Source organism: Streptomyces specialis (genome assembly GCF_001493375.1).
GTDB lineage: Bacteria > Actinomycetota > Actinomycetes > Streptomycetales > Streptomycetaceae > Streptomyces > Streptomyces specialis.
Map to the genome: position 1 here is coordinate 818,792 of NZ_LN929897.1, position 25,320 is coordinate 844,111.

A 25,320-nucleotide genomic window follows, 5' to 3' on the forward strand; every position below is an offset into this window, starting at 1 on the left:
TCCGCATGAGCGACACCACAGTGATCGACACCGCCCCCCTCGGCGCCGGCGGTCCCCGGGTCGGCGTCCAGGGCCTCGGCTGCATGGGCATGGCCTTCGCCTACGGACCGACCGACACGTCCGAGGCCCGCGCCACGCTGGAACGGGCCCTGGAACTCGGCGTCACCCTGTACGACACGGCCGACATGTACGGCGCGGGCGAGAACGAGACCTTCCTGTCGCCGTTCTTCCGCGCCCACCGCGACGAGGTCACCATCGCGACCAAGTTCGGCATCGTCCTCGACCCCGCCGACCCGCTGGCGCGGAACGTCCGCAACGACCGGCCCTACATCCGGCAGGCCGTGGAGGCCAGCCTGCGGCGGCTGGACGTGGACGTCATCGACCTCTACTACATGCACCGCCGCGACCCCGCCGTCCCGATCGAGGAGACCGTCGGGGCGATGGCCGAGCTGGTGGCCGAGGGCAAGGTCAAGCACCTCGGGCTGAGCGAGGTCACCGGCCCCGAGCTGCGCGCCGCGCACGCCGTGCACCCCATCGCGGCCATCCAGTCCGAGTGGTCGCTGTTCTCGCGCGACGTGGAACGGACCGCCGTCCCCGCCGCCGAGGAGCTGGGCGTCGCGTTCGTGCCCTACTCGCCGCTCGGCCGGGGCTTCCTGACCGGCGCGTTCACCGACGCCTCCGGCGAGCTGACGGCCGACGACTTCCGCCGCCACCTGCCGCGCTACAACGGCGCCAACGCCGAGGCCAACCGCGCCCTGCTGGAGCCGGTCCGCCGGATCGCCGAGGCGCGCGGCGCCACGCTCGGGCAGGTCGCGCTGGCCTGGGTCCACGCCCAGGCGGCGGCGCGCGGGATGTCGGTGATCCCGATCCCCGGCACCCGCAGCCGCGCCCGCGTCGAGGAGAACACGGCGGCCACCCGGATCGAGCTGACCCCGGACGAGACGGCGGCCCTGGAGCCGATCGCCTCGCGGGTGAGGGGCGACCGCTACGCGGACATGTCGTTCTCGTCGGCCGGCCGCGAGTAACCGGCCGGCCGGGCGGGGAACTCCGCGAGCCCGCCGCGCGCGTTCCGCGCGTGCGGCGGGCGGTGCTCACAGCTCGGCGAGCAACTCCGTCTTCTTCGCGGTGAACTCCTCGTCCGTCAGCAGCCCGGACGCGTGCAGCTCGCCCAGATGGCGGATGCGGTTGGCTATGTCCGCCGGGTTCCCCCGGCGGCGGCTCCCGTCCAGGCGGTCGGTGACGATCGGCTCGGCCGCCCGGACCGCCTCCAGGACCGACGCGGCCAGCGGCAGCGACTCGTGGACCAGGCCGTAGCCGAGGCCGAACACCACCGCCGCCGGGTCCTGGTCGGCCGGTCCTTCGTGGTCGCGCGGGGCGCCGTCCGGGCCGCGGCGCAGCAGCCGCAGGTGGCCGCCGGCGATCTCGGGCGAGCGCCACTCGACGTCCGCCAGCTCGCTCACCGGGAACGACTGGTCGCCCGCCTTCCACTTCGCCGACGACGCGCCCGTCCAGAACCACCGGAACGAGACCACCTTGCCGTCGAACGACACCTTCCCGTCGAACGCCTTGAACTGGAGCGGGGCCGCGGGCGCCGCCACCAGATACTGGTCGGCGTCCTCGTCCGCGAGCGGACCGAGGGCGGAGCGCAGTTCGGTCGCGTAGTAGTCGGCGAGCGTCTCGCGCTCGCCCGGGAGCACCAGCCGGTACGGGTCGGCGGCTTGTCTGAGCTGGCCCGCGGCGGCCTCCAGCAGCGGATCGGCGCCGGGCCGCGGCACGGCGTGCAGCACCACCGTGCCCTTGCGCGTTCCCGGAGTCAGGTCGACCGAGCTCAGCGCCTCGTACGGGATCCGGCGCTCGCCGAGCACCTGGAAGAGCTTCGGTGTGCGTATCCCCCGTTCGAAGCGGATGAGCACGGAGTCGGTGTCGAACTCCCACGTGGAGTGGATTCCGGCCAGCACATCACCCATGCGGGTCATCGTAAGGGCCATGGCTGACGAAACGGCTTCCCCCGGATGGGTGTGTTCGCGTCAGCTCACGGCGACGTGTCGCCCCTGGTGCCCGTGTGGCTCCCGTGGGGCGCGGCGTGCTCGCCCGCCGCCCGCGCGCGGGCCGTCAGCGCGGCCACTTCGGCGCGCAACGTCCGTACCTCCGCCGTCAGTTCCTCGATGGCCCGGGTGTGCGCCACGGTGTCGTCGTCCTCCCGCTCGAAGCGGGCGATGAACCAGGCCGCGATGTTGGCCGTGACCACACCGAGCAGGGCGATCCCCGACAGCATCAGCCCGACCGCCAGCAGCCGGCCCATCGTCGTCGTCGGCGTGGTGTCCCCGTAGCCGACGGTGGTCATCGTGGTGAACGCCCACCACATGGCGTCGCCCATGGAGCGGATGTTGGACGTGGGGCTCTCCCGCTCGACCTCCAGGACGGCCAGCGAGCCGAACAGCAGCAGCCCGACGCAGGAGCCCGCCACATAGGTGGTGACCCGGATCTGGGAGGCCAGCCGGGCCCGTTGCCCGACGAGCAGCAGGGCGGCGACCAGCCGCGTCAGCCGCAGCGGTTGGAGGAACGGCAGCACCACGGCGGCCAGCGCGAACGGATGGCGCCGCGTGAACTGCCACCGGTCATGGGCCAGGCACCACCGGATGCCGTAGTCGAGCGCGAAGCACCCCCAGATCAGCCACTCCGCGATCGAGCAGCCTCGCCGCAGCGCGGCCGGCGCGCCGGGGAACAGGATGGGCACGGCGTAGACCGCGCCGAACGCCACCGCCAGCCACAGCAGCGGCACCTGCGTGCGCTCCTCCCAGCGCACGCGCGTCCCGTCGGTGTCCGCCTCGGGCACCAGGGCGGCCACCGAGGCCCGGGACGTCTCATCGGTGTCGGGGTGCGGGCCCATGGCGGCATCCTAGGGTCCGGCCCCGGGAACGGCCCGGCACGGCGGCGGGCTCCCGGGCGGCGCGGTGCGCGTTCCGGGAGCCCGCCGGCCGGGCGGGGACGACGCTCAGGCGTCGCCGCCCGCCGGGCCGGGGTCGGCGGCGGCCACGTCGAGCAACTGGTACCGGTCGATGGCCTGCTTGAGGACCGACCGGTCGACCTTGCCCTCCCGGGCCAGCTCGGTGAGCACGGCCACCACGACGGACTGCGCGTCGATGTGGAAGAAGCGGCGCGCCGCTCCCCGGGTGTCGGCGAAGCCGAACCCGTCACCGCCCAGCGACTGGTACGTGCCGGGCACCCAGCGCGCGATCTGGTCGGGAACGGACCGCATCCAGTCGGAAACGGCCACGAACGGCCCCTGCGCGCCCTGGAGTTTGCGCGTCACATACGGAATCCGCTGCTCCTCCTCCGGGTGCAGCAGGTTGTGCTCCTCGACCGCGACGGCCTCGCGCCGCAGCTCGTTCCAGGAGGTGGCGGACCAGACGTCCGCCCGCACGTCCCACTCCTCGGCCAGGACGCGCTGCGCCTCGACGGCCCACGGCACGGCCACCCCGGAGGCCAGGATCTGCGCCGGGACGCCGCCCTCGGTGCCCGCCCGGAACCGGTACAGGCCCTTGAGGATGCCCTCCACGTCCACGTCCGCCGGCTCGGCGGGCTGGACGACCGGCTCGTTGTAGACGGTGAGGTAGTAGAAGACGTCCTCCGGCGCCTCGCCGTACATCCGGCGCAACCCGTCCCGCACGATGTGCGCGATCTCGAACCCGAACGCCGGGTCGTAGGCGACACACGCCGGGTTGGTCGAGGCCAGCAACTGGGAGTGCCCGTCGGCGTGCTGCGTGCCCTCACCGGTCAGCGTCGTGCGCCCGGCGGTCGCGCCCAGCACGAAACCGCGCGCGAGCTGGTCGCCCATCTGCCAGAACTGGTCACCGGTGCGCTGGAACCCGAACATCGAGTAGAAGACGTAGACCGGGATCAGCGGCTCGCCGTGCGTCGCGTACGCGGAGCCGGCGGCGATCAGCGACGCCGTGCAGCCCGCCTCGGTGATGCCGTCGTGCAGCATCTGGCCGGTCGGCGACTCCTTGTACGACAGCAGCAGCTCACGGTCCACGGACTCGTAGGTCTGCCCCAGCGGGTTGTAGATCTTGGCCGAGGGGAAGAGCGAGTCCATGCCGAACGTGCGGTACTCGTCCGGCGCGATCGGCACGAAGCGCTTGCCGATCTCCTTGTCCCGCATCAGGTCCTTCAGCAGCCGCACGAACGCCATCGTGGTGGCGATCTCCTGCTGCCCCGACCCCTTCCGGACCGCCGCGTAGGTCTTCTCGCCCGGCAGCGGCAGCGGCTTGGCCCGCACCACGCGGGTCGGCACATAGCCGCCGAGCGCGCGCCGGCGGTCGTGCATGTACTGGATCTCCTCCGAGTCCGGACCCGGGTGGTAGTACGGCGGGGCGCCGGACTCCAACTGGCTGTCCGGGATCGGGAGCCTCAGCCGGTCCCGGAACCCCTTCAGGTCGGCCGCGGTGAGCTTCTTCATCTGGTGGGTCGCGTTGCGGCCCTCGAAGTTCGGCCCCAGCATCCAGCCCTTGACGGTCTGGGCGAGGATCACCGTCGGCTGCCCCTGGTGCTCCAGGGCCGCCTTGTACGCCGCGTAGATCTTGCGGTGGTCGTGACCACCCCGGCCCAGGTGCAGGATCTGGTCGTCGGTCATGTTCTGGACCATCGAGCGCAGGCGGTGGTCATCACCGAAGAAGTGCTCGCGGATGTACGCGCCGGTCTCCGTCGCGTACGTCTGGAACTGGCCGTCCGGGGTGATGTTCAGCTTGTTGACCAGGACGCCGTCGCGGTCCTGGGCCAGCAGCGGGTCCCAGGTGCGGTCCCAGATGAGCTTGATCACGTTCCACCCGGCGCCGCGGAAGATCGACTCCAGCTCCTGGATGATCTTGCCGTTGCCGCGCACCGGCCCGTCGAGGCGCTGGAGGTTGCAGTTGACGACGAACGTCAGGTTGTCCAGGCCCTCCCGGGCCGCGATCGACAACTGGCCGAGCGACTCCGGCTCGTCCATCTCGCCGTCGCCGAGGAACGCCCACACGTGCGACCGTGAGGTGTCGGCGATGCCGCGCGCATGCATGTACCGGTTCATCCGGGCCTGGTAGATCGCGCTGATCGGGCCCAGGCCCATGGAGACGGTCGGGAACTCCCAGAAGTCCGGCATCATGCGCGGATGCGGGTAGCTGGAGAGCCCGTGCGGCGCCCTGGACCGCTCCTGGCGGAACGCGTCCAGGTTGCGGTCCGTGAGGCGGTCGAGGAGGAAGGCGCGGGCGTAGATGCCCGGGGAGGCGTGACCCTGGAAGTAGATCTGGTCGCCGCTCTCACCGCCGTCCTTGCCGCGGAAGAAGTGGTTGAAGCCCACGTCGTACAGGGACGCCGAGGAGCCGAAGGTGGCGATGTGACCGCCCACCCCGATCCCCGGGCGCTGCGCGCGGGAGACCATCACGGCCGCGTTCCAGCGGGTCGCGTTGAGAATCTTCCGCTCGATCTCCTCGTTGCCGGGGAAGAACGGCTCGTCCTTGGTCGCGATGGTGTTGACGTAGTCGGTGCTGCGCATTTCGGGTACGGCGACCCGCTTCTCTCGGGCGCGCTCGATCAGGCGGAGCATGAGATAACGGGCCCGGGCCCGGCCGCGCTCGTCGACGGCCGCGTCGAGCGAGTCGAGCCACTCCTGAGTTTCCTCGGGATCGAAGTCCGGGACCTGGCTGGGAAGGCCGCCAATGATGATCGGGTTGCGATCTGATCCGGAAGCCACGCTGTTCCTTCACTGTATGAGTTGTCTGCTCTGCATGTGTCGCGCCGCCTCCATGGTCCACCGACGAACGCGAAACGTCATCTCTACTGATCGGTAACCCCCCGCTCCGGGATCATGGGAGGGTGGCCGCGGGGGCGCCGCGTGCCGTCCGCGCGTGCCGGCCGCACCCGTACGCGCCCGGTGCGCCCGGCGAACAGGCGTTCGCGGACTATGGCGCAGATCACGCGCCCGTCGGGGGCCAAGACGTCAACGTTTGGGCAGGCTCGGCGGCCGGGTACTTGCGCGATCCGCCCCGCCCGTGTGGACTACGCCCAAGCCGCGCGTACGCGCGGCCTCCCCGTACTTCCCACACAGGACAGGAGCTATCCGTGAGCGCGACCGCGGACCACGCGGAGGAGCGGACCAACCCCGCCGCTCGGCTGGGTTTCCAGCCCGGGCAGGTGGTCCAGGAGCTCGGCTACGACGAGGACGCCGAGCAGGAACTCCGCGAGGGAATCGAGGCCATCACGGGCCAGGAGCTCGTCGACGAGAGCTACGACGACGTGGCCGACGCGGTGGTGCTGTGGTTCCGCGAGGAAGACGGCGATCTGACCGACGCGCTGGTGGATGCCACCACGATGATCGACCCCGGGGCGCCGGTCTGGCTGCTGACCCCGAAGACGGGCCGGGCCGGCTACGTCGAGCCGAGCGACATCGGCGAGGCGGCGGCGACCGCCGGCCTGGCGCAGACCAGCAGTGTCAGCGCGGGCCGGGACTGGTCGGGCAGCCGGCTGGTGACCCCGAAGGCGGCCGGGAAGAAGTAGCACCCGCGCCGGTGCGCGGGCTCGGTCCCCGGGGGCTGGTGGGTCGCCGGGGGCCGCGTCGTAGGCTGGGCGGCGTAACTTTACCTCCGACAGGGAAACGGATTACCCGCCCATGGCACTTGAGCCCGGCAGCAAGGCCCCCGAGTTCCGCTTGCGGAACCAGCACGGCCAGACCGTCTCGCTCGCGGACTACCGCGGTGGGAAGAACGTGGTCCTGCTCTTCTACCCGTTCGCGTTCACCGGCGTCTGCACCGGCGAGCTGTGCGCGCTCCGTGACGAGCTGCCCACGTTCGTCAACGACGACGTGCAGCTTCTCGCCGTCTCCAACGACTCCCCGTTCTCGCTGCGGGTCTTCGGCGAGCAGGAGGGTCTGGAGTACCCGCTGCTCTCCGACTTCTGGCCGCACGGCGAGGTCTCCAGGGCCTACGGCGTCTTCGACGAGGAGAAGGGCTGCGCGGTGCGCGGCACCTTCATCATCGACAAGGAGGGCGTGATCCGCTGGACGGTCGTCAACGGTCTGCCCGACGCCCGCGATCTCGACGACTACGTCACGGCGCTCCGGGCTCTGTGATTCCGCGGGCCCTCCCGGGGGACCCGTCCGCATCGGCACCATCCACCAGGCCGGCGTCTGCCTGCACATCCGCGGCCCTGCGCGGGAGACTGGACTTCTTGTGATTCTGAAAATCTTCGGCTGGTCATTCGGCGTGACTGTTCTCGGCCTGGCCGCCGCTTTCATCCTCTGGGGCTGGCAGGGGTTCGCCATCGTGGCGATCCTGTCCGTCCTGGAAATCTCGCTCTCCTTCGACAACGCGGTGGTCAACGCCGGTGTGCTGAAGCGGATGAACGAGTTCTGGCAGAAGATCTTCCTGACCGTGGGCATCCTGATCGCCGTCTTCGGCATGCGGCTGGTCTTCCCGGTCGTGATCGTCTCGCTCACCGCCGGCGTCAGTCCGATGGAGGCCGTCGATCTGGCGATCGACGACCCGGACCACTACGAGCAGTTGGTCACCGACGCGCACCCGGCGATCGCCGCGTTCGGCGGTATGTTCCTGCTGATGATCTTCCTCGAATTCATCTTCGAGGAGCGGGAGACCATGTGGCTGCGCTGGCTGGAGCGCCCGCTGGCCAAGCTCGGCAAGATCGACGCCTTCTCGGTGGGCGTGGCCCTCGCGGCGCTGCTGCTGACCGCGTCCTTCGTCGCCCCCGAGGCGTACCAGCACGGCGGCCTGCACATCGACAAGACCGAGACGGTGCTGCTGGCGGGCCTCGCCGGTCTGCTGACCTATCTCGTCGTCGGCGGTCTGTCCGGGTACTTCGAGGACCGGCTGGAGGAGGACGAGGAGCGGGCGCACGAGGCGGAGGAGGCCGCGGCCCGCGCCGGGCGGCAGCCCACGCTGGTCGGTGTCGGCGGCCGGGCGGCGTTCTTCCTGTTCCTGTACCTGGAAGTCCTGGACGCCTCGTTCTCCTTCGACGGCGTCATCGGCGCGTTCGCGATCACCAACGACATCTTCGAGATGGCGCTGGGCCTCGGCATCGGCGCGATGTACGTGCGGTCCCTCACCATCTACCTGGTCCGCCAGGGCACGCTGGAGGACTACCGGTATCTGGAGCACGGCGCGCACTACGCGATCGGCGCGCTGGCCGTGATGCTGCTGATCAGCATCCGCTGGCACCTGCCGGAGGTCGTCACCGGCCTCGTCGGGGTGGGCCTGATCGCGGCGGCGTTCTGGTCCTCGGTCCGGCACAACCGGCTCGACGCGGCCAACGGCGGCGGAGGCGGCGGAGGCGGACCGACGGAGCAACCGGCGGTGCGCTCCGGGGTGTGAGCCCGGGGGGAACGCGGAATCCTCCGTGGGGGGACGGACCGGTCACCGGTCCGTCCCGCCACGTGTGTTGTGACCCGACGAGTGAGGGTGGGGGACGGCCATGGTGTCGTTGTGGAACTACTGGCGGCACGGCGGCATGCCCAAGCAGAAGTTCGACACGGTGGGCGGCCCTTCGACGTACGCGGTGGAGCTGAACCGGCGGAACGCGACGGCGCCGCTGACCGGTGAGGGCGCGGACACCGGTACGCTGCGGATCGAGCTGTCGTGGCGGATGCGCGGCAGCGCCGACTTCGGCGGCACCCAGTGGTCCACGCTGTGGCGCCGGCCGCTGGAGATCTTCAAGCCGGCGGAGATACAAGGGCATTCGCAGGGCGTCGCCAGCATCGACCTCGACCTGGCGTGCCTGTACGAGCTGAAGGACGGCACCAAGGGGGTCGTCCAGTCCCTGGGCGGCCTGGAGGGCGACTTCAACGCCCCGCCGTACATCAAGCTCAGCGGCGACGACCGTTTCGGCACGGGCTCGGGCGAGAACCTGTACGTGAACCTGGACCACGCCGAGGAGTTCAAGCGGCTGGTCGTCTTCGTCTTCATCTACGACGGCATCCCGGCGTTCGACCGCGCGGACGTCGTGGTCACCCTCGTCTCGGCCGACGGCAAGAACATCGAGATCGGCCTGACCGACCCGGCCCCGAACGCGCGCTCCTGCGCGGTGGCGCTGATCGAGCACCACAAGGGGCGCCTGGTGGCGCGGCGCGAGGTGCGGTACGTGTACGGGTTCCAGTCGGAGATAGACCGCCTCTACGGCTGGGGCATGTCCTGGGGCCGCGGCACCAAGCCCAGCCGCCTCCGCGCCTGACACCCGCGACCGGTTCCCGCTTCCGGGGCTCAGGGCAGGAACTGGGGGCCCTGCGGGGGCAGGGTGAACGCCGGGTCCGGCTGGGGGTAGCCGTAGCCGGGCTGCCGGCGCGGGTCGGGGGCCCGGCGGCCGGCCGCGGTGATGCACCGCAACGCTGCGTAGATACACACAACGATGTTGAGAAGCGGACGGCAGAAGAAGCATCCTCTACCGTGTGCGCAGGAAGCTCCAGTTGTGTAGAAGAGGAAGAGCCGTAGCCGGGCTGCCGGCGCGGGTCGGGGGCCCGGCGGCCGGCCGCGGTGATGCCGAAGTCCCCGGCCAGGCCGATCAGTCCGCCGGTGTAGCCGCGCCCGCCCGCGCGGAACTCCCAGCCGCGGTCCGCGCGCACCGCCTCGCCGCCGACCAGTGCCGTCTCCCGGGGCAGCGGCGTCAGCGGCAGGACCGCCAGCGGGGGCGCGTCCGGCGCCGCCGCGTCGTGCAGCGCCAGCCGGGGGCGGCTGGCGGCGGCGCGGAAGCCGGCGTCGGTCGAGACGGCCAGCACCACGCGCCGGACCGTCGCGTCCAGCCGCGCCAGCTCCGCCTCGACCGTGTCCCGCAGACCCTCCGCGTCCCGCCGCTTCGGCAGCCGCCGGACCAGGCCCGTGGGGTGGCGCGGCTGGTTGTAGAACACGAAGTCGCCCTCGGTGCGCACCCGTCCGCCCGCGTCGACCAGCAGCACCGAGAGATCCAGATCCGGCACCGCGGGCCCCGAACCGACGGCGATGGGCGTCCACCTCACCACGGCGCGTAACACGCCGAAGGGAAGGTGAATTGTTGCCCCCTTCTCCAGCGCACGTGTCATAACAGGAATCCTGCCTGTCGCCACACCCCCGAAACAATGGCCCGCCTACGATTGCCGAGGGATCCGGTGCGGCCAGTGGAGCGTCCGGAGTGACCGAGTCGACAAGTCGGGGAGTTCTATGCGGCATTACGGGCATCTCTCGCCTGCGCAGCGTCGCGCGCTGTTCCACCAGGAGCCGGCCGAGTTCGGGCCGGATTCGCCCGTCAGGACGCTGGGGGTCGCGCTGGGCGCCACCCTCTACAGTCCGGCGACCCGCACCCGGCTCGCCGCCGACATCCGCAAGCAGGCGGCGGCGGGCGTGGTGTCCATGGTGCTGTGCCTGGAGGATTCCATCAGCGACGCCGAGGTGCCCGGCGCGGAGGAGAATCTGGTCAAGCAGTTCGGCAAGCTGATGCGCGAGGAGCGGCACGCCGATCTGCCGCTGCTCTTCGTCCGCGTCCGCGTGCCCGAGCAGATCACCAGCCTCACCAGCCGTCTGGGCCCGGCCGTCGATCTGCTCACCGGCTTCGTGATCCCCAAGTTCACCGCCGACTCGGGCCCCGCCTTCCTGGAGGCCCTCACCGGCGCCGAGGTGATGTCGGGCCGCCGGCTGCTGGCCATGCCGGTGCTGGAGTCGCCGGAGCTGCTGCACCTGGAGACCCGCGCCGAGGCCCTCACCGCCGCCGCCCGCGTCGTGGACAAGTACCGCGACCGCATACCGGCCGTCCGGCTGGGCGTCACCGACTTCTGCTCCGTCTACGGCCTGCGCCGCAGCCCCGAGATGACCGCGTACGACGTGCACCTCGTCGCGTCCGTCATCGCCGACGTCGTCAACGTCTTCGGCCGCGCCGACGGCACCGGTTACACGGTCAGCGGGCCGGTGTGGGAGTACTTCCGGGGCCAGGAGCGCATGTTCAAGCCGCAGTTGCGCAACAGCCCGTTCAGCGGACGCGCCGAGGGCCTGCGCCGGCGCCTCATCGAGCGGGACATGGACAGCCTGCTCCAGGAGATCGAACTCGACCGCGCCAACGGCCTGATGGGCAAGACCTGCATCCACCCCTCGCACGTCGCGCCCGTGCACGCGCTGTCCGTCGTCTCGCACGAGGAGTTCAGCGACGCGGCCGACATCATCGGCACCGGCCCGGACGGCGGCGGCGTGCTCCGTTCCGCCTACACCAACAAGATGAACGAGGTGAAGCCGCACCGCGCCTGGGCCGAACGGACTCTGCTGCGCGCCGAGATGTTCGGCGTCGCCCGGGACGGCGTGGACTTCGTGGACCTGCTCGCGGCGGGCGTCGAATGAGCGCCGCCGACCTGAACCCGGCCCAGGACCCGATATGGCCGGGCGAGTGGGTCTCCGCGCGCCTCGGCGTGCGGCTGCACGGCGACGGCGTGCGCGACCTCCTCGGTCTCGCGCTGCGCCGCAACCCCCGGCGCGCCCACCTGCTGGTGTCCGGCGTGCTCGGCAAGCACATCCCGCAGCGCCCGGCCGTCGTCCACGGCACCGGCGTCGAACTCGGCCGCCGCGTCGCCGCGCTGCTGGGCCCGGCGGCGGCCCGCGAGGCCGTCGTGCTCGGCTACGCGGAGACCGCGACCGGCCTCGGGCACTGCGTCGCGGACGGCCTCGGCGGCGTGCCGTACCTGCACTCGACGCGCCGCCCGGTGCCGGGCGTCGAGCCGGTCGGCGGCTTCGAGGAGGAGCACAGCCACCACACGTCGCACCTGCTGCTGCCGGCCGATCCCGCGCTGCTCGACGGGGACGGACCGCTGGTGCTGGTGGACGACGAACTGTCCACCGGCCGGACCGTGCGGAACACCGTCGAGGCGCTGCACCGCCGCCGTCCCCGGCAGCGGTACGTGGTCGCCGCGCTGGTCGACATGCGCACGGACACCGAGCGCGAGGCGCTGGAGAAGTTCGCCGCCGACCTCGGCGCCACCGTGGAGGTGACCGCGCTGGCGCGCGGCCGGGTCGCGCTCCCCGCGGACGTGCTGGAACGCGGCGCCGCCCTCGTCGCCGCCGAGGAGGCGGGCATGATCGAGACGACGGGACCGTTCGCCGCGCGCCCGGCGCGGGTGAACCTCGGCTGGCCCGAAGGGCTGCCGGACGGCGGGCGGCACGGCTTCACGCCCGCCGACGGCGCCCGCCTGGCTCAGCTGCTGCCCGGCCTCGGCGCGCGGCTGGCCGCCGCGCTGCCGCCGGAGGCCCGGCGCGTGCTGGTGCTGGGCACCGAGGAGCTGATCTACGTACCGCTGCGGCTCGCCGGGGCCCTGGAGGAGGCGGCGGACGGCGTGGAGGCGTACTTCTCCACGACCACCCGCTCCCCGGTGCTGCCGGTGGACGACCCCGGCTACGCGATCCGCACCCGCCTGCGGTTCCCCGCGCACGACGCGCCCGCCGACGGGCCCGGCCCGCGGTACGCGTACAACGTCGCCGGGCGCGACTGGGACGCGATCGTGCTCGTCACCGACTCCGCCGGGGACACCCCCCGGCTGCACGCGCCCGACGGCCTGCTGGCGGTGCTCGGCGCCCACGCCCCGCACCTGTTCCTGGCCGTCGTGCCCTCCTTCCCGGCCGCCGCCGTCTCGTCCGCCCGGCGGGCGGACGAGACGGGCGCCGCGGGCTCCGGGCTGCCGGAGCCGCTGCGCGGACCGGCGTTCTCGTCCTACGCGCCCGACGAGGTCGGCTGGCTGCTCCAGGACCTGTCCGACGTCACCCTGGAGGCCCCGGCCGAGGAACGCGAGGAGGCCATCCAGTCCGGCGGCGCGCACTACGCCGAGTCGCTGCCCGTGGAGTACCAGCCGAGCGAGGAGTACCAGCGGCTGTTCCACACCGCGCTGGACGCGTCGGCGGCGCGGGTGGCCCGCGCGGTCGGCACCGTCACCGAGGCCGTGCTCGCCGAACGGGCCCGCCCCGGCCGGGTGCCCGTGCTGGTCTCCCTGGCGCGGGCCGGCACGCCCGTCGGCGTCCTGATGCGCCGCTGGGCCCGGCACGCCCACGGCCTGGACCTGCCGCACTACGCCATCTCCATCGTGCGCGGCCAGGGCATCGACACCACGGCGCTGCGCTGGCTGGCCGCCCACCACGACGCGGAGGACGTCGTGTTCGTGGACGGCTGGACCGGCAAGGGCGCGATCACCCGTGAACTCACCGACGCGCTCGCCGCGTTCCCCGGCTTCGACCCCGACCTCGCGGTGCTGGCCGACCCCGGCGGCTGCGTCACCACCTACGGCACCCGCGAGGACTTCCTCATCCCGTCCGCGTGCCTCAACTCCACGGTGTCCGGGCTGATCTCGCGCACGGTGCTCCGCGCCGACCTGGTGGGCCCCGACGACTTCCACGGCGCCAAGTACTACCGGGAGCTGGCCGGCGCCGACCTCTCCCGCCACTTCCTCGACGTCGTCAGCGGCCACTTCGACGCCCCCGGCCTGGCCGAGGGCGTCGCCGCCGACACCCACGCCCTGCTGACCGGCGACCGCGCCCCCACCTGGGAGGGCTGGCGCGCGGTGGAGCGGATCAGCGAGGAGTACGGCATCGGCGACGTGAACCTCGTCAAGCCCGGCGTCGGCGAGACCACCCGGGTCCTGCTGCGCCGCGTGCCCTGGCGGGTGCTGGCGCGGCGCGGCGCGGGCGCCGACCTGGACCACATCCGGCTGCTGGCGGACCAGCGCGGGGTGCCCGTCGAGGAGACCGACGACCTGCCCTACAGTTGTGTCGGGCTCATCCACCCCCGTTACACCAAGGGCGCCACCGGTGCCGACGGAAGGGCCGCACAGTGACCACGCTCGTCGCCACCGATCTGGACCGCACCCTCATCTACTCGGCCGCCGCCCTCGGCCTGGACGTGCCGGACGCGCGGGCGCCCCGGCTGGTCAGCGTCGAGATGTACGACTCCCGGCCGCAGTCGTTCGTCACCGAGCCCGCGGCCCGGATGATCGCGGAACTGGCCGCGCATCCGGACGCGTTCTTCGTGCCGACCACGACCCGGACCCGTGAGCAGTACCGGCGGATCAACTTCCCCGGCCCGGTGCCGCGTTACGCGATCTGCGCCAACGGGGGCCACCTGCTGGTGGACGGCAGGACCGACCATGACTGGAATCTGTCGGTCCGTCAGGCCCTGGACTCCTCCTGCGTCCCGCTGGGCGAGGTCCGCGACCACCTCGTCCGCACCGCCGACCCGTCGTGGCTGCTCAAGGAGCGTGAGGCGGAAGAGCTGTTCACCTATCTCGTCGTCGAACGCGACCTGATGCCGGACAGTTGGCCGAAGGAACTGGCCGCGTGGGCGGAGCCGCGCGGCTGGACGGTCTCGCTCCAGGGCCGCAAGCTGTACGCCGTGCCCGGCCCGCTGACCAAGAGCGCCGCCGTCGCCGAGATCACGCGGCGCACGGGCGCCCGTACGGTGCTGGCGGCCGGGGACTCGCTGCTCGACGCCGACCTGCTGCTCGCCGCCCACGAGGGCTGGCGGCCGGGCCACGGCGAACTGGCCTCGACCGGCTGGGCCGCGCCGCACGTGGTGCCGCTGCCGTCGCGCGGGGTCAGGTGCGGGGAGGAGATCCTGCGGATCCTCCTGCGGCGGGTGGCCGCCCTGTCGGCGGAGTCGTGAGCTCGCGGCGGCGCCGCTCGGCCAGTTCTCGACGGCGCCGCTCCTCGCCCGCCGCCCCGGGATTCCGGGCCCGCCAGTAGGGGTTGTCGTGCGGCAGCCGGCCGCTGACCCGGCCGTACATGCCGAACGTCATCAGCAGCAGGCCGACGGCGAAGCTGAAGATCACGTTCTGGAGGCGGAAGTTGAGGATGTTGGCGTCGGTCTCCAGCAGCGCCAGGTTGACGAAGCCGCTGAGGACGAACGCGACGCCGAGCAGCATGTTGAGGGTGGACGCGAAGTTCCCGCCCTTGATCATGCCGGCGAGGAGCAGCAGGCCCACGACGATCGACAGCCAGCCCAGCGCCCCGTTGGTGTTCAGGCCCCAGACGGTGTCGTCGCGGGTGTCGAACATCCCGACGTTCTCGGTCAGGCCCAGAACGCCGAAGAGCATCAGCCCCAGCCCCACCAGCCCGGCGCCGATCCGGTAGACGCGGCTCAGGCGGCGGTCGACGGGCAGGTGCTCGTCCAGTCTGGCCCGCCGCAGCAGGGAGCGGGGGCCGGTGTGCGGCAGGCGCGGCTCCCCGCGCGCGTCGGTGCCGACGAGTGTCGCGGGCATGGCGGACTCGACCTCCTCCGGGTGGCATCGCGGCCGGAGCACCCCGCGTACCCGTCCGGAACGGTCCTTAACGCCCGGCCCGGATCTCCTCCACGACGGCGGCGACCATGCTCCGCACGGCCTCGGTCTCGGTCAGGAACGCCCAGTAGTCGGGGTTGCGCCCGCCGTTCTCCAGCGCCGTGACCGCCCGCTCCAGCCGCTCCGCCGCCGCGTCCAGCGGTCCGGCGTGCCGCGGCTCGGGGAACGTCCGGCCGGTCATCGCCAGCCGCTGCGCGTCCCGGAGCACGAACCGGGTCCTGTCGATCTCCCGCCGAGGCGCGACCGCCACCTCCTCCAGCCGCCGCAGCCGCTCCCCGGCCGCCGAGACCGCCTCCTCGGTCCGGCCGAACAGCGCGTGCACCTCCTGGAGCAGGGCCGTGGCCTCGGCGAACCGCTGCTCCTCGCGCGCCCGCCGCGCGCGGCTCAGCACCTCCTGGGCCTGCCGCACCGACTCGGCGGCCTGCTCGGGGACCCGCTGGAGGTCCTGCCAGCAGGCGGCGCTGAAGCGGCGGCGCAGCTCGCTGGGGCCCGGCTCGACGTTCCCGGCGCGGGTCGTGATGGCCTCGGCGCGGGTGCGGGGGCTGGCGAGCCGCCGGCCGATCCCCGCCGCGGTCTCCGGCAGCCGCCGCGCCTCGGCGGCGACCGCCTCGGCCCGCCGCCGCACGTCCTCGGCGCGGCGGATCGTCGGCTTGACGCCGTGCCGGCCGGCGCCCTCGTTCAGCAGCCGCAGCCCGGGGCCGAGCGCGGCCAGCGCGGCGGCCGGCCCGTCGGCGGACAGCCCGGCGGCGCGCGCCGCGTCCAGCGCCCCGGTCGCCTCCCGCAGCGCCGGCCGGGCGCGTTCCACGGTGGGCGCGCCCCGGGCGAGCTGCGACGCCGCGCGCGCCGCGAGCGGCTCCAGCCCGCGCCCGAAACGCTCCAGCTCCCGCCGGGCGCGCACCAGCTCGTCCCGCACCCGCAGCAGCTCCTCCCGGGCCCGGGACGCGGTCCCGGCGTCCAGGGCGCCGCTGTCCAGGTCATGGGCGTCGACGGCGGCGATGTACTCCTGGCTGACGTGGTCGATGCGCCGGCCGAACCCGGCGAAGTCCGAGGCGGCCAGCGCCGCCTGCCGGCTGTCGTCGGCGGCCGTGATGGTCTCGACGGTGATCCGCAGGTCGCGCTGCGCGGTGTCCATCTCGTAGAACGCGTCGGCCGCCGCGTCCTTGGCCGCCTGCGCCTCCGCGCGCAGCTCCTCGACCCGCCCCCCCCCCCCCCCCCTCCCCTCTCCCACTCCGACCCCCCCCGCCGACCCGCCCCATATAGGACAGCGTCGGTTGTATATGTTTTTCTTTTCTGGAAGAAGAAGCGGTGTTGCGGATTTGTTGCCTGGCTCGTGGGCTCGGAGATGTGTTTAAGAGACCGGCCACTCTCCCACCAGCCCCGCCCCGACAGGCGGCCGTGTAGGCTGTGGCCCGATTCCGGGTGCATAGCTCAGCGGTAGAGCGCCGCCCTTACAAGGCGGATGTCGGCGGTTCGAACCCGTCTGCACCCACCTTTCGTTCAGGCTGTCAGGGCGCGCAGGTGGTCGCCGAAGGTGCGGGTCGTGGGGTGGGCCGGGTAGCGGCGGGTCAGTGCGTGGTGCAGGTGCGTGGCGCGGTCGCGGATCGCCTGGACCAGGCGGTCGCCGTTCAGGGCCCGGCGGGCCGTCGCGATGGCGCCCTCGGGTTCGCCGAGGGCGGCCTGTGCGAGGGCCAGGTCGAGGCGGGCGATGGCCCGCCGGGGGGGCGCGGGGCGCGGGGCGGGGGCCGTCTCGTACAGGCCGGTGGCCTCGGACGCCGCGTCCAGCGCGCGCCGGTGGGCGCCCAGCCAGCCGAACGAGGTCGCGTCCACCGACACGATGCGGACCGCGTCGACGGCGAACAGGCCCGTGCCGTGCGCCGGCAGCGCGTCGCGGTGGCGGTGGGCGCGGGCCGCCGCCTCCGCGAAGCCCTCACGGTTGCCCAACCGTGCCTGGGCGCGGGCGAGTTGAGTGGAGAGCCGGACGGCGGCACTGCCGTTGCGCGGGGCCACGGCCAGGCCCCGGGTGGCGGCGGTCAGGGCGTCCAGCGGGCGGTCCGCGTACAGCGCCTCCGTGCACGCCACGTCCTCCGCCCAGGCGCACACCTCCGGTGCCCCGGCCTGGCGGCCGTGGTGCCAGGCGTCCGCGCACAGCGCCGGAACGAGGTCACGGCGGCCCATGTCGTGCGCGAGCCACGCCAGGACCACGGACAACATCCCGGCGTGGTGGGCGAGTTCGCGGCCCTCGCGGAGCGTGTGGCGGCGGGCGTCCAGCAGCGTCGAGGCCCGGTGGCGGTGTGCCGCGACCACGGGCCACAGGTCGCGCGGCGAGTGCGGCGCCCGGGTGAGCGCCGAGTAGGCGACGTCGAAGTGGTGCACCGCCCGCTCCAGCGACTCGATGTCGTCGGGTACGAGATCGGTGAGTTCGGCCCTGCGGGTGTAGGCGCGCACGTCCTCGGCGCGCGCCGACTCCACCACGACCAGCGGCGTCAGGGCGGTTCCGCCGAGGAGGGCCAGGGCACTGCGTCGGTTCGTAGGATCACCCGTTTCGCTGGGCGCCGCACGCGGCGGCGCGGGCCGACTCGTCGGGGAGCCGTGCGCCGGCTCCGCCCCGTACGGGGAGGTGAAGCCCAGCTCCTCCACGGTCCTGCGGAAGAACGCCTCCAGGACCCGGCGGCTGGCCGGATGGGGCCAGGGCGGCTGCGCGCTCTCCCACTTCTGGTACTGCCGCAGGCTGATCTCCACCCGCGCTCTGAGCGCGCCCGCCGCGTGCAGGCGGGCGGCGCACTCCCGCAGATCGCCGACGATCTCCTCCTGCGTGCGTCGCAGCGCCCGTCGGGCCCGTCGCAGCGCGGCGTTTCCCTGTCCCGCTCCAGCCATGGCGCCTTTCCGTCCGTCCGGGCGAACCACGCTAGTGACTACCCGCCCAGGGCCCGTTGGCGGAAAGGGCGGGTGAAAGGGCGCCCGCCGGACGGCGAAGGGGCGGGTCGAAGGGCGTGGTCTGCGCCGCCGTGTTCCGTTCCACTAGGTGATGCGGCGCGCACCGTACGTGTTGGCCAAGGGTGAGCCGTTGGAAGGGAGTTGCCGGATGGACTCGATGGCCTCGTGGCTGCCGCCCGACGGTTGGGGGGTACGGACGGTGCCGTGCGGCCGGTGGTGGGACGCGGTACGGGTGCCGGGCGTCGCCGGGTTCCGCGCCCTGGACCGCCTGGGCGAGCGGTCGGGGCCGGTGATCGAGGACCAGGTCGGGCAGGTGCTGACCTGGCTGGTGCGCCCGGGGGCGGCGGAGCGCTGGAGCCTGGCGGGGGTGGCCGTGTGGGGCCGGGGCCGGTGTCTGGCGGTGCCGCCGGCGGCGTGGGTGAACGGGCCCTGGTCGGGGGCGCCGGTGACGCGGTGGCTGATCCGGCCGAGGGGCGGGTGCCTCACGGACGCGAAGGCGCTGCGGGCCACGCTGGCCCAGGTGCTCGGGGAGCCGTCCCGGCGGGGCACGGGCGGCGGGGACCGGGCGCCGGAGTGCCACATGGAGGAGTGCGAGGCGTGCACGAAGGGCGAGGTGCCGCAGTCCCCGCCGGACAGTTCGGTGATCTACGAGGCGTGCGACTGCGCCTGCCACGGCACGGGACCGTGACGGCGGCCGGAATATGCCGGAGACGTTCGTGCGGAACGTTCAACGGGCGTTACCCTGCGGGCTGTTGATCTACCCGGGGACGAGGGAGAGACATACGTGGAGGACCGGCCGCCGCCCGATCTGCGGACCCACCAGCCGCATTCCGCCCGGATGTACGACTACCTCCTGGGCGGCAAGGACCACTACACGGTGGACAGCGAGGCCGCGGAGAAGGCGCTGACGGCGTTCCCCATGCTGCGCACCGCCGCCCGCGAGAACCGCAAGTTCCTCGGCCGGGCCGTGCGGTATCTCGTCCGGGAGGCGGGGATCAGGCAGTTCATCGACCTGGGTTCGGGGCTGCCCACGGCCGAGAACGTCCATCAGGTCGCCCAGTCCGCCGATCCGGGGGCCCACGTCGTCTACGTGGACAACGACCCCATCGTCCTCGTCCACGGCAGCGCCCTGCTCGCGCGGGACGCGCGGACGGCGGTCATCCAGGGCGACATCCGCGCGCCGCGCGCCGTTCTGGACCATCCGCAGACGCGGGCGCTGATCGACTTCGAGCGGCCCGTCGGCGTGCTCGCGGTGGCCGTGCTGCATTTCGTCGCGGACGAGGAGGACCCGGAGGGCATCGTGCGGGTGCTGCGCGAGGCGGTGCCGCCGGGCAGCCACTTCATCCTGTCGCACGCGACCGCCGACATCGCGCCGGAGGCGGCGATGGGCGTGCAGCGCGCCTACCGTTCGCAGGGCGTGCCGCTGACGCTGCGTGGCCGGGAGCGGTTCACGGAGTTCTTCGCGGGCCTGGAACTGGTGGAGCCGGGCGTCCAGGTGGTGTGCGACTGGCGGGCCACCGAGCCGGAGCACCGGCGGCCCGACCACGCGGACGTCTCCTGGTACGGCGGGATCGGGCGGCTGGCGGCCGGGTGACCGGCGCTCAGGCGTCCGTCGCGACCGGGCGCAGGACGCGGGCGGCGACGAGGCCGGCGGCGGCCAGGGCCACCAGCGACAGGCCGGTGGCGAACCAGCTCGCGCCGAGGAGCTGGCCGCCGAGGTAGCCGACGCCGACGCTGTAGCAGGTCCAGACGACGGCGGCCAGCGCCGACCAGGGCAGGAAGTCCCGGGCCCGGCGGCGGGCGACGCCCGCGCCGAGGCTGACCACGGCGCGTCCGGCCGGGGCGAAGCGGGCGAGCACGACGAGCGGGCCGCCGCCGCGGCTGAGGGCGGTCTCCAGCCGCCGCTGGGCGACGGAGAGGCGGCGCGAACGGGCGATGGCGTGACCGAAGCGCCGCCCGCCGCGCAGGGCGAGGCGGTAGGCGAGGAGGTCGCCGACGATCGACGCCGTGGTGGCGCAGAGCACGAGGAGGAAGAGCTGCGGCAGCCGGCTGTCGGGGTATGGCGACGGGATGCCGGCGACGTCGGCGGCGGTACCGGCGGCGACCGTCGCCGCGGTCACGACGAGGGCACCGCTGGGCAGAACCGGCAGGAAGACGTCGAGCAGCACGGACACCCCGATGATCACGTAGATCCAGGGGGCATAGAGCAGTATCCCCAAGGTCTCCTGCACGTGGGTCCCCGTTTCCCCATCGGTCGATGTCATGTCCGTGACTTGCCAGGACGCGTACTTGCGTTACCCGGTTCCGCCGTACAGCGTACGCCTGTGTCCTTCGCCCGGCGCATGCGGGTGCGTGTGGCGGGTGTCTCAGGGGCCGTTGTGGGCACTGTGGCCCACGGGTTGAATCCGACCACGCGAGGGAGCAGGCGATGAAGGCAATGGTCACGGGGGCCGCCGCGATGGCCGCGGTGCTGGCGGCGGCGGGAACGGCGGTCGCGGGGGACGGTCCGGTCACGGGCGGGCTCGTCGCCGTGGGGCAGTTCGAGTCGGTGGCGGCGGACGCGGCCGCCGTGCCGGAGGCGGTGACGTACGACGAGGAACTGGTGCCGGAGGGCGCCGTGATCCTCGTCACCGAGACGGTCCAGGCGGGCCGCACGACGATCACCGTCCTCGCGACGGGCCTGGTGCCCGGCCACACGTACGGCACCCACGTCCACACCGATCCGTGCGGCGCCGACCCGGCCGACTCCGGCGCGCACTACCAGAACGTGCCGGGCGCCGCGACGGCCGGGAACGAGGTCTGGCTGGACTTCACGGCCGACGCGCTGGGCGTCGGCCACGCGGTGGCCCAGCAGGACTGGGTGTTCCGGGAGGGCGAGGCCAACGCGGTCGTGCTGCACGAGCACGGCACCTCGCACGGGCACGACGGCGAGGAGCCGGGGACCGCGGGTGACCGGGCGGCGTGCTTCACGGTCCCGTTCGAGGGCGAGTGAGGGCGGGCCGGGCCCGGCCCGGGGTCCGCGCACACCCGCCCGCACACCCGTCCGTATACAGTGGACGGGTCTGAAGGGGAGTAGCTCTTCGCCGGACCGTCGACATACTGGTCCGCCGTCACCGTCCGCGCAGCGCGGACGGTGACGGCGACCCGGCGCCCGGAGCGGATCGCGGTCCGCCAGCGAGACCTTCGGCCGACAGTGTCATCGACGCTGCCGTGCCGGAGCCCCGCATCCCCGCGGACCTGTGGCACGGTGGCCCGGACCCCGAGCGAGGATTCCGCCGTGTTCAGCTTCTCCGTCGCCGCCGTCGTCTTCGGCGTCGTCTTCCTGGCCGAGCTTCCCGACAAGACCGCCCTCGCGGGCCTGGTCCTCGGCACCCGTTTCCGCGCGTCGTACGTCTTCGCGGGCGTCGCGGCGGCGTTCGTGATCCATGTCGCCCTGGCGGTGGCGGCCGGCAGCGTGCTGACACTGCTGCCGCAGCGGCCGTTGCGGGCGGTGGTGGGCCTGCTCTTCCTCGCGGGCGCGCTGCTCCTGCTGCGGGAGGCGCGCAAGGGCGGGGAGGGGGAGGACGAGGAGATCGAGGAGCCGGCCGACCCGTCGTTCTGGCGGGTGGCGGGCAGCGGCTTCACGCTGATCCTGGTCGCGGAGTTCGGCGACATCACCCAGATCATGACGGCGAACCTCGCCGCGCGGTACGACGACCCGCTCTCGGTGGCCGTCGGCGCGGTCCTGGCCCTGTGGGCGGTGGCGGGCCTGGGCATCCTGGGCGGCCGGGCCCTGATGAAGCGGGTGCCGCTGCGCCTGATCACGCGTGTCGCGGCGGCCGTGATGCTGCTGCTGGCGGCGTTCAGCCTCTACGAGGCGATCACGGGCTGAGGGCCCGCGCCCGGGGCCGGAAAGCCAGTGGCCCCGCCCGGATCGTGGTCGGGGACTCGGGCGGAACCACTTTGTTCTTCCACGGTACAAAAACGGGCCCGCTCGCGCCACCCCCCGGGCGGGCCCGTCCGTCACCGGGAACCGGGCATGCCGTTCAGGTCCTCGCTCAACTCCCGCACCAGTTCCGTCAGATCACGCGGCCGGTCCGGGCCCCACCAGTCGCCGAGAAGTTCGGCGAGAATGTTCTCCCGGGCGTCCGCCAGCCGGGACGCCGTCTCCCGGCCGCGCGGGGTCGCGATCAGCGGCAGACCCTCGCGGACGGCGAGGCCGCGTTCCTCGACCTGCCGCGCCGCCGGGGAGATCACCTCCAGCGGGATCGACGCGCGGTCCGCGAGCAGCGACGGCTCGGCCGAGCCGTAGCGGTGGATCCGCAGCAGCAGCCAGCACGCGGCGGGCAGCAGGTCCTCGCCCGCGTCGCGCGAGATCCGCGCGTACAGGTCGCGCCGGCCCGCCCGGCTGCCCAGCACCGACAGCGCGCGGGCGCACTCGTCGCACGACGAACGGTGGACCGGGTTCGGCGGGACGGTCTCGGCCGCGTCCGGCACCCGTACGCTGCCGCGCAGCCGGTCCTCCCGCAGCAGCCACGCCAGCACGTGCGCGACGACCACCACCGGCACCGCGTACAGGAAGACGTCGGTGATCGCGTCCGAGTACGACGTCAGCACGCGTCCGCGCACGTCGCCCGGCAACGCCCCGGCACCGCGCGGGTCGTGCAGCAGCGACTCCACCGTCACGCCCCGCGGCAGCCGCGTGTCGCGGAGGGCGGCGGTGAGCTTGTCCTCCAGGCGGTTGGGGAAGATCGTGCCGAAGACGGCCACGCCGAAGGCCGCGCCGATGGAGCGGAAGAACGTCACGCCCGACGTCGCCACGCCCAGGTCCTCGTAGGAGACGGCGTTCTGCACGGCCAGCACGAGCACCTGGAGCACCAGTCCGATGCCCATGCCGAACACCGCGAAGCACAGGCTCATCTCGATGTCGCCGCTCTCCGCGTCCAGGCCGCGCAGGAGCAGCAGGCCGACGGCCGTGATCGCCGTGCCGAGCACCGGGTAGACCTTCCACCGGCCGGTGCGGCTGATCAACTGCCCCGACAGCGTGGACGTCAGCAGCAGTCCGAGCACCATCGGCAGCAGGTGCACCCCGGAGAGCGTGGGCGAGATGCCGTGCACGACCTGGAGGAACGTCGGCAGGTAGGTCATGCCGCCGAACATCGCGAAGCCGATGACGAACGCGATGGCGCAGCAGAGCGCGAAGGTGCGGACGGAGAACAGGGACAGCGGCAGCACCGGTTCGGCGGCCCGCCGTTCCACCCGCCGGAACGCCAGCAGGCAGACCGCGGCCAGCGCCGCCACCGAGGCGATCTGCCAGGAGGCCCAGGCCCAGGTCGTGCCGCCGAGGGAGGCGATGACGACCAGGGCGGCGGCGATGGTGGCGATGAGCAGCGTGCCCGCGTAGTCGATCACATGCCGTTCGCTCCGTCGGGGGATGTGCAGCACCCCGGCGATCACCGCGAGGGCGATCGCGCCGACCGGGAGATTGACGTAGAACACCCAGCGCCAGCTCAGATGATCCACGAACAGCCCGCCGAGCAGCGGCCCCAGCACGCTGGTGGCGCCGAACACCGCGCCGAACAGGCCCTGGTACCGGCCGCGTTCGCGCGGCGGCACGAGGTCCCCGACGATCGCCATCGACAGCACGATCAGCCCGCCGCCGCCCAGGCCCTGGAGGAAGCGGAAGCCGATCAGTTCGGGCATGTTCCGGGCCAGGCCGCAGAGCGCCGAGCCGATGAGAAAGATCACGATTGCCGTCTGGAAGAGCGTCTTCCGGCCGTACTGGTCGCCCAGCTTCCCCCACAGCGGCGTGCCCGCCGTGGAGGCGAGGAGGTAGGCGGTGACGACCCACGAGAGGTGGTCGAGGCCGCCGAGGTCGCTCACGATCGTGGGCAGCGCGGTGGCCACGATGGTCTGGTCCAATGCGGCCAGGAACAGCCCGAGCAGCAGCGCGCCGAGCGGGAGCCACAGAGTGCCGCGGGTGTGCCCGCCCGGTCCGGCCGGCCCGGGGCCGGTCGCGGGGGAGGGCCGCGCCTGGGTCATGGACGCCTCCTCGCGGTGATCCGCTCGCGGCGATCCGCGTGCTTCGAACGCTTCGGGATGGTCGCACTTCCTTGCGGTTATTCTGTCCGGTTATGCCGGAATCCGCTTGTCGGGTAAGGCTCCGGCGTAGCCCGGACGGGTGGTGCATAATCGCTGCCAATCGACCGTTGGGGAGGGCGTGATGGCCGACCAGCTCGACTGCCTCGTCTGTGGTCGCGCGACACGGCCCAACGGTGAGCCGGACTGCGAGTGCCTCACCCACTCCCTCTCCCGCCCGGTCGGGCCCCCGCAGCACGGCCCCGACCCGGCCGATGTCGCGCTGTTCGACGAGCCGGGCGACGGGCTGCTCTTCGGCCCGCGCCGCCCCCACGCCTCCCACCGCAAGCCGCGCCAGCGCGCCCGGATCGCCGTCGCCGCCGGGGGCGCCGTCGCGGCGGTGGGGGGCCGCCCCGCCCCCGCCGCGCCGCCCCCCCCCCCCCCCGGCCCCGCCGCGGCCGACGACGGGCAGGCCTGCCTCCGCCCGCCCCTCGGCGGCCACCCGCCGCCCCACCCCGCCGCGGGGACGTCGGCGCCGCACTCCGGGGGCGGTGAAGACTCGCGGGCCCGTGCCCGTGGGCGGCGAGGGCCGGGCGGCCCAGGAGGGGGCGAGGCGGAAGGGCGCGCGGGGGAGCGGGGAGCGGCGCACGCGGGACGGGGAGGCCGGTGGAGGCGGCCCCGGCCCCTCCGGGCCGGGCACGCGGGGCCCCACCCCGGACGGCTTGGAGCCGCCGGCGCCCCCCTCGCCGGCGGGCGGCCCGACCAGCGGCCCGTCGCCGGACGGGGGCGACGGCCCGGTGCTGAGCGAGGGCGACCGGGGGCCGGAGGTCTCCGAGTTGCAGCGCCGGCTGCGGCAGCTCGACTGGGCCTACAACGGCGGGCTGCACGGCCGGTACGACGACGAGACGCGCCTGGCCGTGGCCCGCTTCCAGCTCGCGAACGGCGTGACGGGCGACCCCGAGGGCGTCTACGGGGCCGCGACGCGCGACCTGCTGGAGTCGATGACCATCGAGCCCTGACGC

The 25,320-nt window shown here is 73.3% G+C and carries 22 protein-coding genes, 1 tRNA gene and 1 pseudogene; 14 read left to right on the top strand and 10 right to left on the bottom strand.

Annotated features, from left to right (window positions below):
• Positions 1-5: 5 nt before the first annotated feature.
• Complete coding sequence (locus BN2279_RS26355) at positions 6-1,025, top strand: aldo/keto reductase (RefSeq protein ID WP_059013516.1); 1,020 nt, start codon at positions 6-8, stop codon at positions 1,023-1,025.
• A 66-nt stretch (positions 1,026-1,091) separates the two neighbouring features.
• Here the strand turns inward: BN2279_RS26355 and BN2279_RS26360 are convergent, their stop codons facing one another.
• The 3 genes from BN2279_RS26360 to aceE all read right to left on the bottom strand — a co-directional run bounded on the left by BN2279_RS26360 (position 1,092) and on the right by aceE (position 5,728).
• Positions 1,092-1,967 carry a DUF4429 domain-containing protein gene (locus BN2279_RS26360; protein WP_059013688.1) on the bottom strand — a complete coding sequence of 292 codons (876 nt, stop codon included), beginning with the start codon at positions 1,965-1,967 and terminating at the stop codon, positions 1,092-1,094.
• Positions 1,968-2,032: 65 nt separating this feature from the next.
• Entirely contained in the window at positions 2,033-2,890 is an 858-nt protein-coding gene (locus tag BN2279_RS26365; RefSeq protein ID WP_079032517.1) for a potassium channel family protein, read from the bottom strand.
• Between the two features lie 105 nt (positions 2,891-2,995).
• Positions 2,996-5,728, bottom strand: a complete 2,733-nt coding sequence (gene aceE, locus BN2279_RS26370) for a pyruvate dehydrogenase (acetyl-transferring), homodimeric type (protein WP_059013517.1) — start codon at positions 5,726-5,728, stop codon at positions 2,996-2,998.
• 368 nt (positions 5,729-6,096) lie between these two features.
• Between aceE and BN2279_RS26375 the strand changes: the two genes are divergently transcribed.
• The 4 genes from BN2279_RS26375 to BN2279_RS26390 all read left to right on the top strand — a co-directional run bounded on the left by BN2279_RS26375 (position 6,097) and on the right by BN2279_RS26390 (position 9,213).
• Positions 6,097-6,531 (top strand): DUF3052 domain-containing protein, encoded by a 435-nt coding sequence (locus BN2279_RS26375; protein WP_059013518.1) that lies wholly within the window; start codon positions 6,097-6,099, stop codon positions 6,529-6,531.
• A gap of 112 nt (positions 6,532-6,643) precedes the next feature.
• A complete protein-coding gene (locus BN2279_RS26380; protein ID WP_059013519.1) occupies positions 6,644-7,102 on the top strand; it encodes a peroxiredoxin in 459 nt (152 codons plus the stop codon).
• A gap of 100 nt (positions 7,103-7,202) precedes the next feature.
• A complete protein-coding gene (locus tag BN2279_RS26385) occupies positions 7,203-8,357 on the top strand; it encodes a DUF475 domain-containing protein (protein WP_059013520.1) in 1,155 nt (384 codons plus the stop codon).
• 100 nt (positions 8,358-8,457) lie between these two features.
• Positions 8,458-9,213, top strand: coding sequence for a Tellurium resistance (locus BN2279_RS26390; RefSeq protein ID WP_059013521.1), 756 nt, complete (start codon positions 8,458-8,460; stop codon positions 9,211-9,213).
• A 29-nt stretch (positions 9,214-9,242) separates the two neighbouring features.
• Here BN2279_RS26390 and BN2279_RS30885 read toward each other — a convergent pair whose 3' ends face one another.
• Together BN2279_RS30885 and BN2279_RS30890 are read right to left on the bottom strand one after the other, a co-directional pair.
• Positions 9,243-9,383, bottom strand: a complete 141-nt coding sequence (locus tag BN2279_RS30885) for a hypothetical protein (RefSeq protein WP_234348110.1) — start codon at positions 9,381-9,383, stop codon at positions 9,243-9,245.
• Positions 9,384-9,580: 197 nt separating this feature from the next.
• A pseudogene (locus tag BN2279_RS30890) lies at positions 9,581-10,054 on the bottom strand (TerD family protein); the annotation flags it as partial.
• Between the two features lie 118 nt (positions 10,055-10,172).
• On the opposite strand from BN2279_RS30890, the gene BN2279_RS26400 reads away from it, so the two are divergent.
• The 3 genes from BN2279_RS26400 to BN2279_RS26410 are packed head-to-tail and all read left to right on the top strand — an operon-like array spanning position 10,173 to position 14,634.
• The gene (locus BN2279_RS26400) at positions 10,173-11,336 is read left to right on the top strand and encodes an HpcH/HpaI aldolase/citrate lyase family protein (protein WP_059013523.1); all 1,164 of its coding nucleotides are present in this window, start codon (positions 10,173-10,175) and stop codon (positions 11,334-11,336) included.
• Entirely contained in the window at positions 11,333-13,810 is a 2,478-nt protein-coding gene (locus BN2279_RS26405) for a phosphoribosyltransferase (protein ID WP_059013524.1), read from the top strand. Before BN2279_RS26400 ends, BN2279_RS26405 begins: the two co-directional genes overlap by 4 nt.
• A complete protein-coding gene (locus tag BN2279_RS26410) occupies positions 13,807-14,634 on the top strand; it encodes an HAD family hydrolase (protein ID WP_059013525.1) in 828 nt (275 codons plus the stop codon). Before BN2279_RS26405 ends, BN2279_RS26410 begins: the two co-directional genes overlap by 4 nt.
• Here the strand turns inward: BN2279_RS26410 and BN2279_RS26415 are convergent.
• Entirely contained in the window at positions 14,567-15,229 is a 663-nt protein-coding gene (locus tag BN2279_RS26415) for a DUF4383 domain-containing protein (protein WP_079032555.1), read from the bottom strand. The two genes, BN2279_RS26410 and BN2279_RS26415, sit on opposite strands and share 68 nt — an antisense overlap.
• 67 nt (positions 15,230-15,296) lie before the next feature.
• Positions 15,297-16,565 carry a hypothetical protein gene (locus BN2279_RS26420; RefSeq protein WP_407702318.1) on the bottom strand — a complete coding sequence of 423 codons (1,269 nt, stop codon included), beginning with the start codon at positions 16,563-16,565 and terminating at the stop codon, positions 15,297-15,299.
• A gap of 159 nt (positions 16,566-16,724) precedes the next feature.
• On the opposite strand from BN2279_RS26420, the gene BN2279_RS26425 reads away from it, so the two are divergent.
• A tRNA-Val gene (locus BN2279_RS26425) sits at positions 16,725-16,796 on the top strand.
• 8 nt (positions 16,797-16,804) lie between these two features.
• Here BN2279_RS26425 and BN2279_RS26430 read toward each other — a convergent pair.
• On the bottom strand, positions 16,805-18,181 hold the full coding sequence (locus BN2279_RS26430; RefSeq protein ID WP_059013527.1) for an NsdA family TPR-like regulatory protein: 1,377 nt from the start codon (positions 18,179-18,181) through the stop codon (positions 16,805-16,807).
• Positions 18,182-18,389: 208 nt separating this feature from the next.
• Between BN2279_RS26430 and BN2279_RS26435 the strand changes: the two genes are divergently transcribed.
• Together BN2279_RS26435 and BN2279_RS26440 are read left to right on the top strand one after the other, a co-directional pair.
• Positions 18,390-18,929 (top strand): hypothetical protein, encoded by a 540-nt coding sequence (locus BN2279_RS26435; RefSeq protein ID WP_059013528.1) that lies wholly within the window; start codon positions 18,390-18,392, stop codon positions 18,927-18,929.
• Between the two features lie 96 nt (positions 18,930-19,025).
• Positions 19,026-19,835 (top strand): SAM-dependent methyltransferase, encoded by an 810-nt coding sequence (locus BN2279_RS26440; protein ID WP_059013529.1) that lies wholly within the window; start codon positions 19,026-19,028, stop codon positions 19,833-19,835.
• Between the two features lie 7 nt (positions 19,836-19,842).
• Here BN2279_RS26440 and BN2279_RS26445 read toward each other — a convergent pair whose 3' ends face one another.
• Positions 19,843-20,472 (bottom strand): DedA family protein, encoded by a 630-nt coding sequence (locus tag BN2279_RS26445; RefSeq protein WP_079032520.1) that lies wholly within the window; start codon positions 20,470-20,472, stop codon positions 19,843-19,845.
• A gap of 197 nt (positions 20,473-20,669) precedes the next feature.
• Here BN2279_RS26445 and BN2279_RS26450 point away from each other — a divergent pair, with 197 nt between their 5' ends.
• A complete protein-coding gene (locus BN2279_RS26450; protein WP_059013531.1) occupies positions 20,670-21,233 on the top strand; it encodes a superoxide dismutase family protein in 564 nt (187 codons plus the stop codon).
• A 285-nt stretch (positions 21,234-21,518) separates the two neighbouring features.
• Positions 21,519-22,112 (top strand): TMEM165/GDT1 family protein, encoded by a 594-nt coding sequence (locus BN2279_RS26455; RefSeq protein ID WP_059013532.1) that lies wholly within the window; start codon positions 21,519-21,521, stop codon positions 22,110-22,112.
• 131 nt (positions 22,113-22,243) lie between these two features.
• Here the strand turns inward: BN2279_RS26455 and BN2279_RS26460 are convergent, their stop codons facing one another.
• Positions 22,244-24,262, bottom strand: a complete 2,019-nt coding sequence (locus tag BN2279_RS26460; protein WP_059013533.1) for an MDR family MFS transporter — start codon at positions 24,260-24,262, stop codon at positions 22,244-22,246.
• A 587-nt stretch (positions 24,263-24,849) separates the two neighbouring features.
• Here BN2279_RS26460 and BN2279_RS30895 point away from each other — a divergent pair.
• Positions 24,850-25,317, top strand: coding sequence for a peptidoglycan-binding domain-containing protein (locus BN2279_RS30895; protein WP_079032521.1), 468 nt, complete (start codon positions 24,850-24,852; stop codon positions 25,315-25,317).
• The last annotated feature ends 3 nt before the right edge of the window (positions 25,318-25,320 follow it).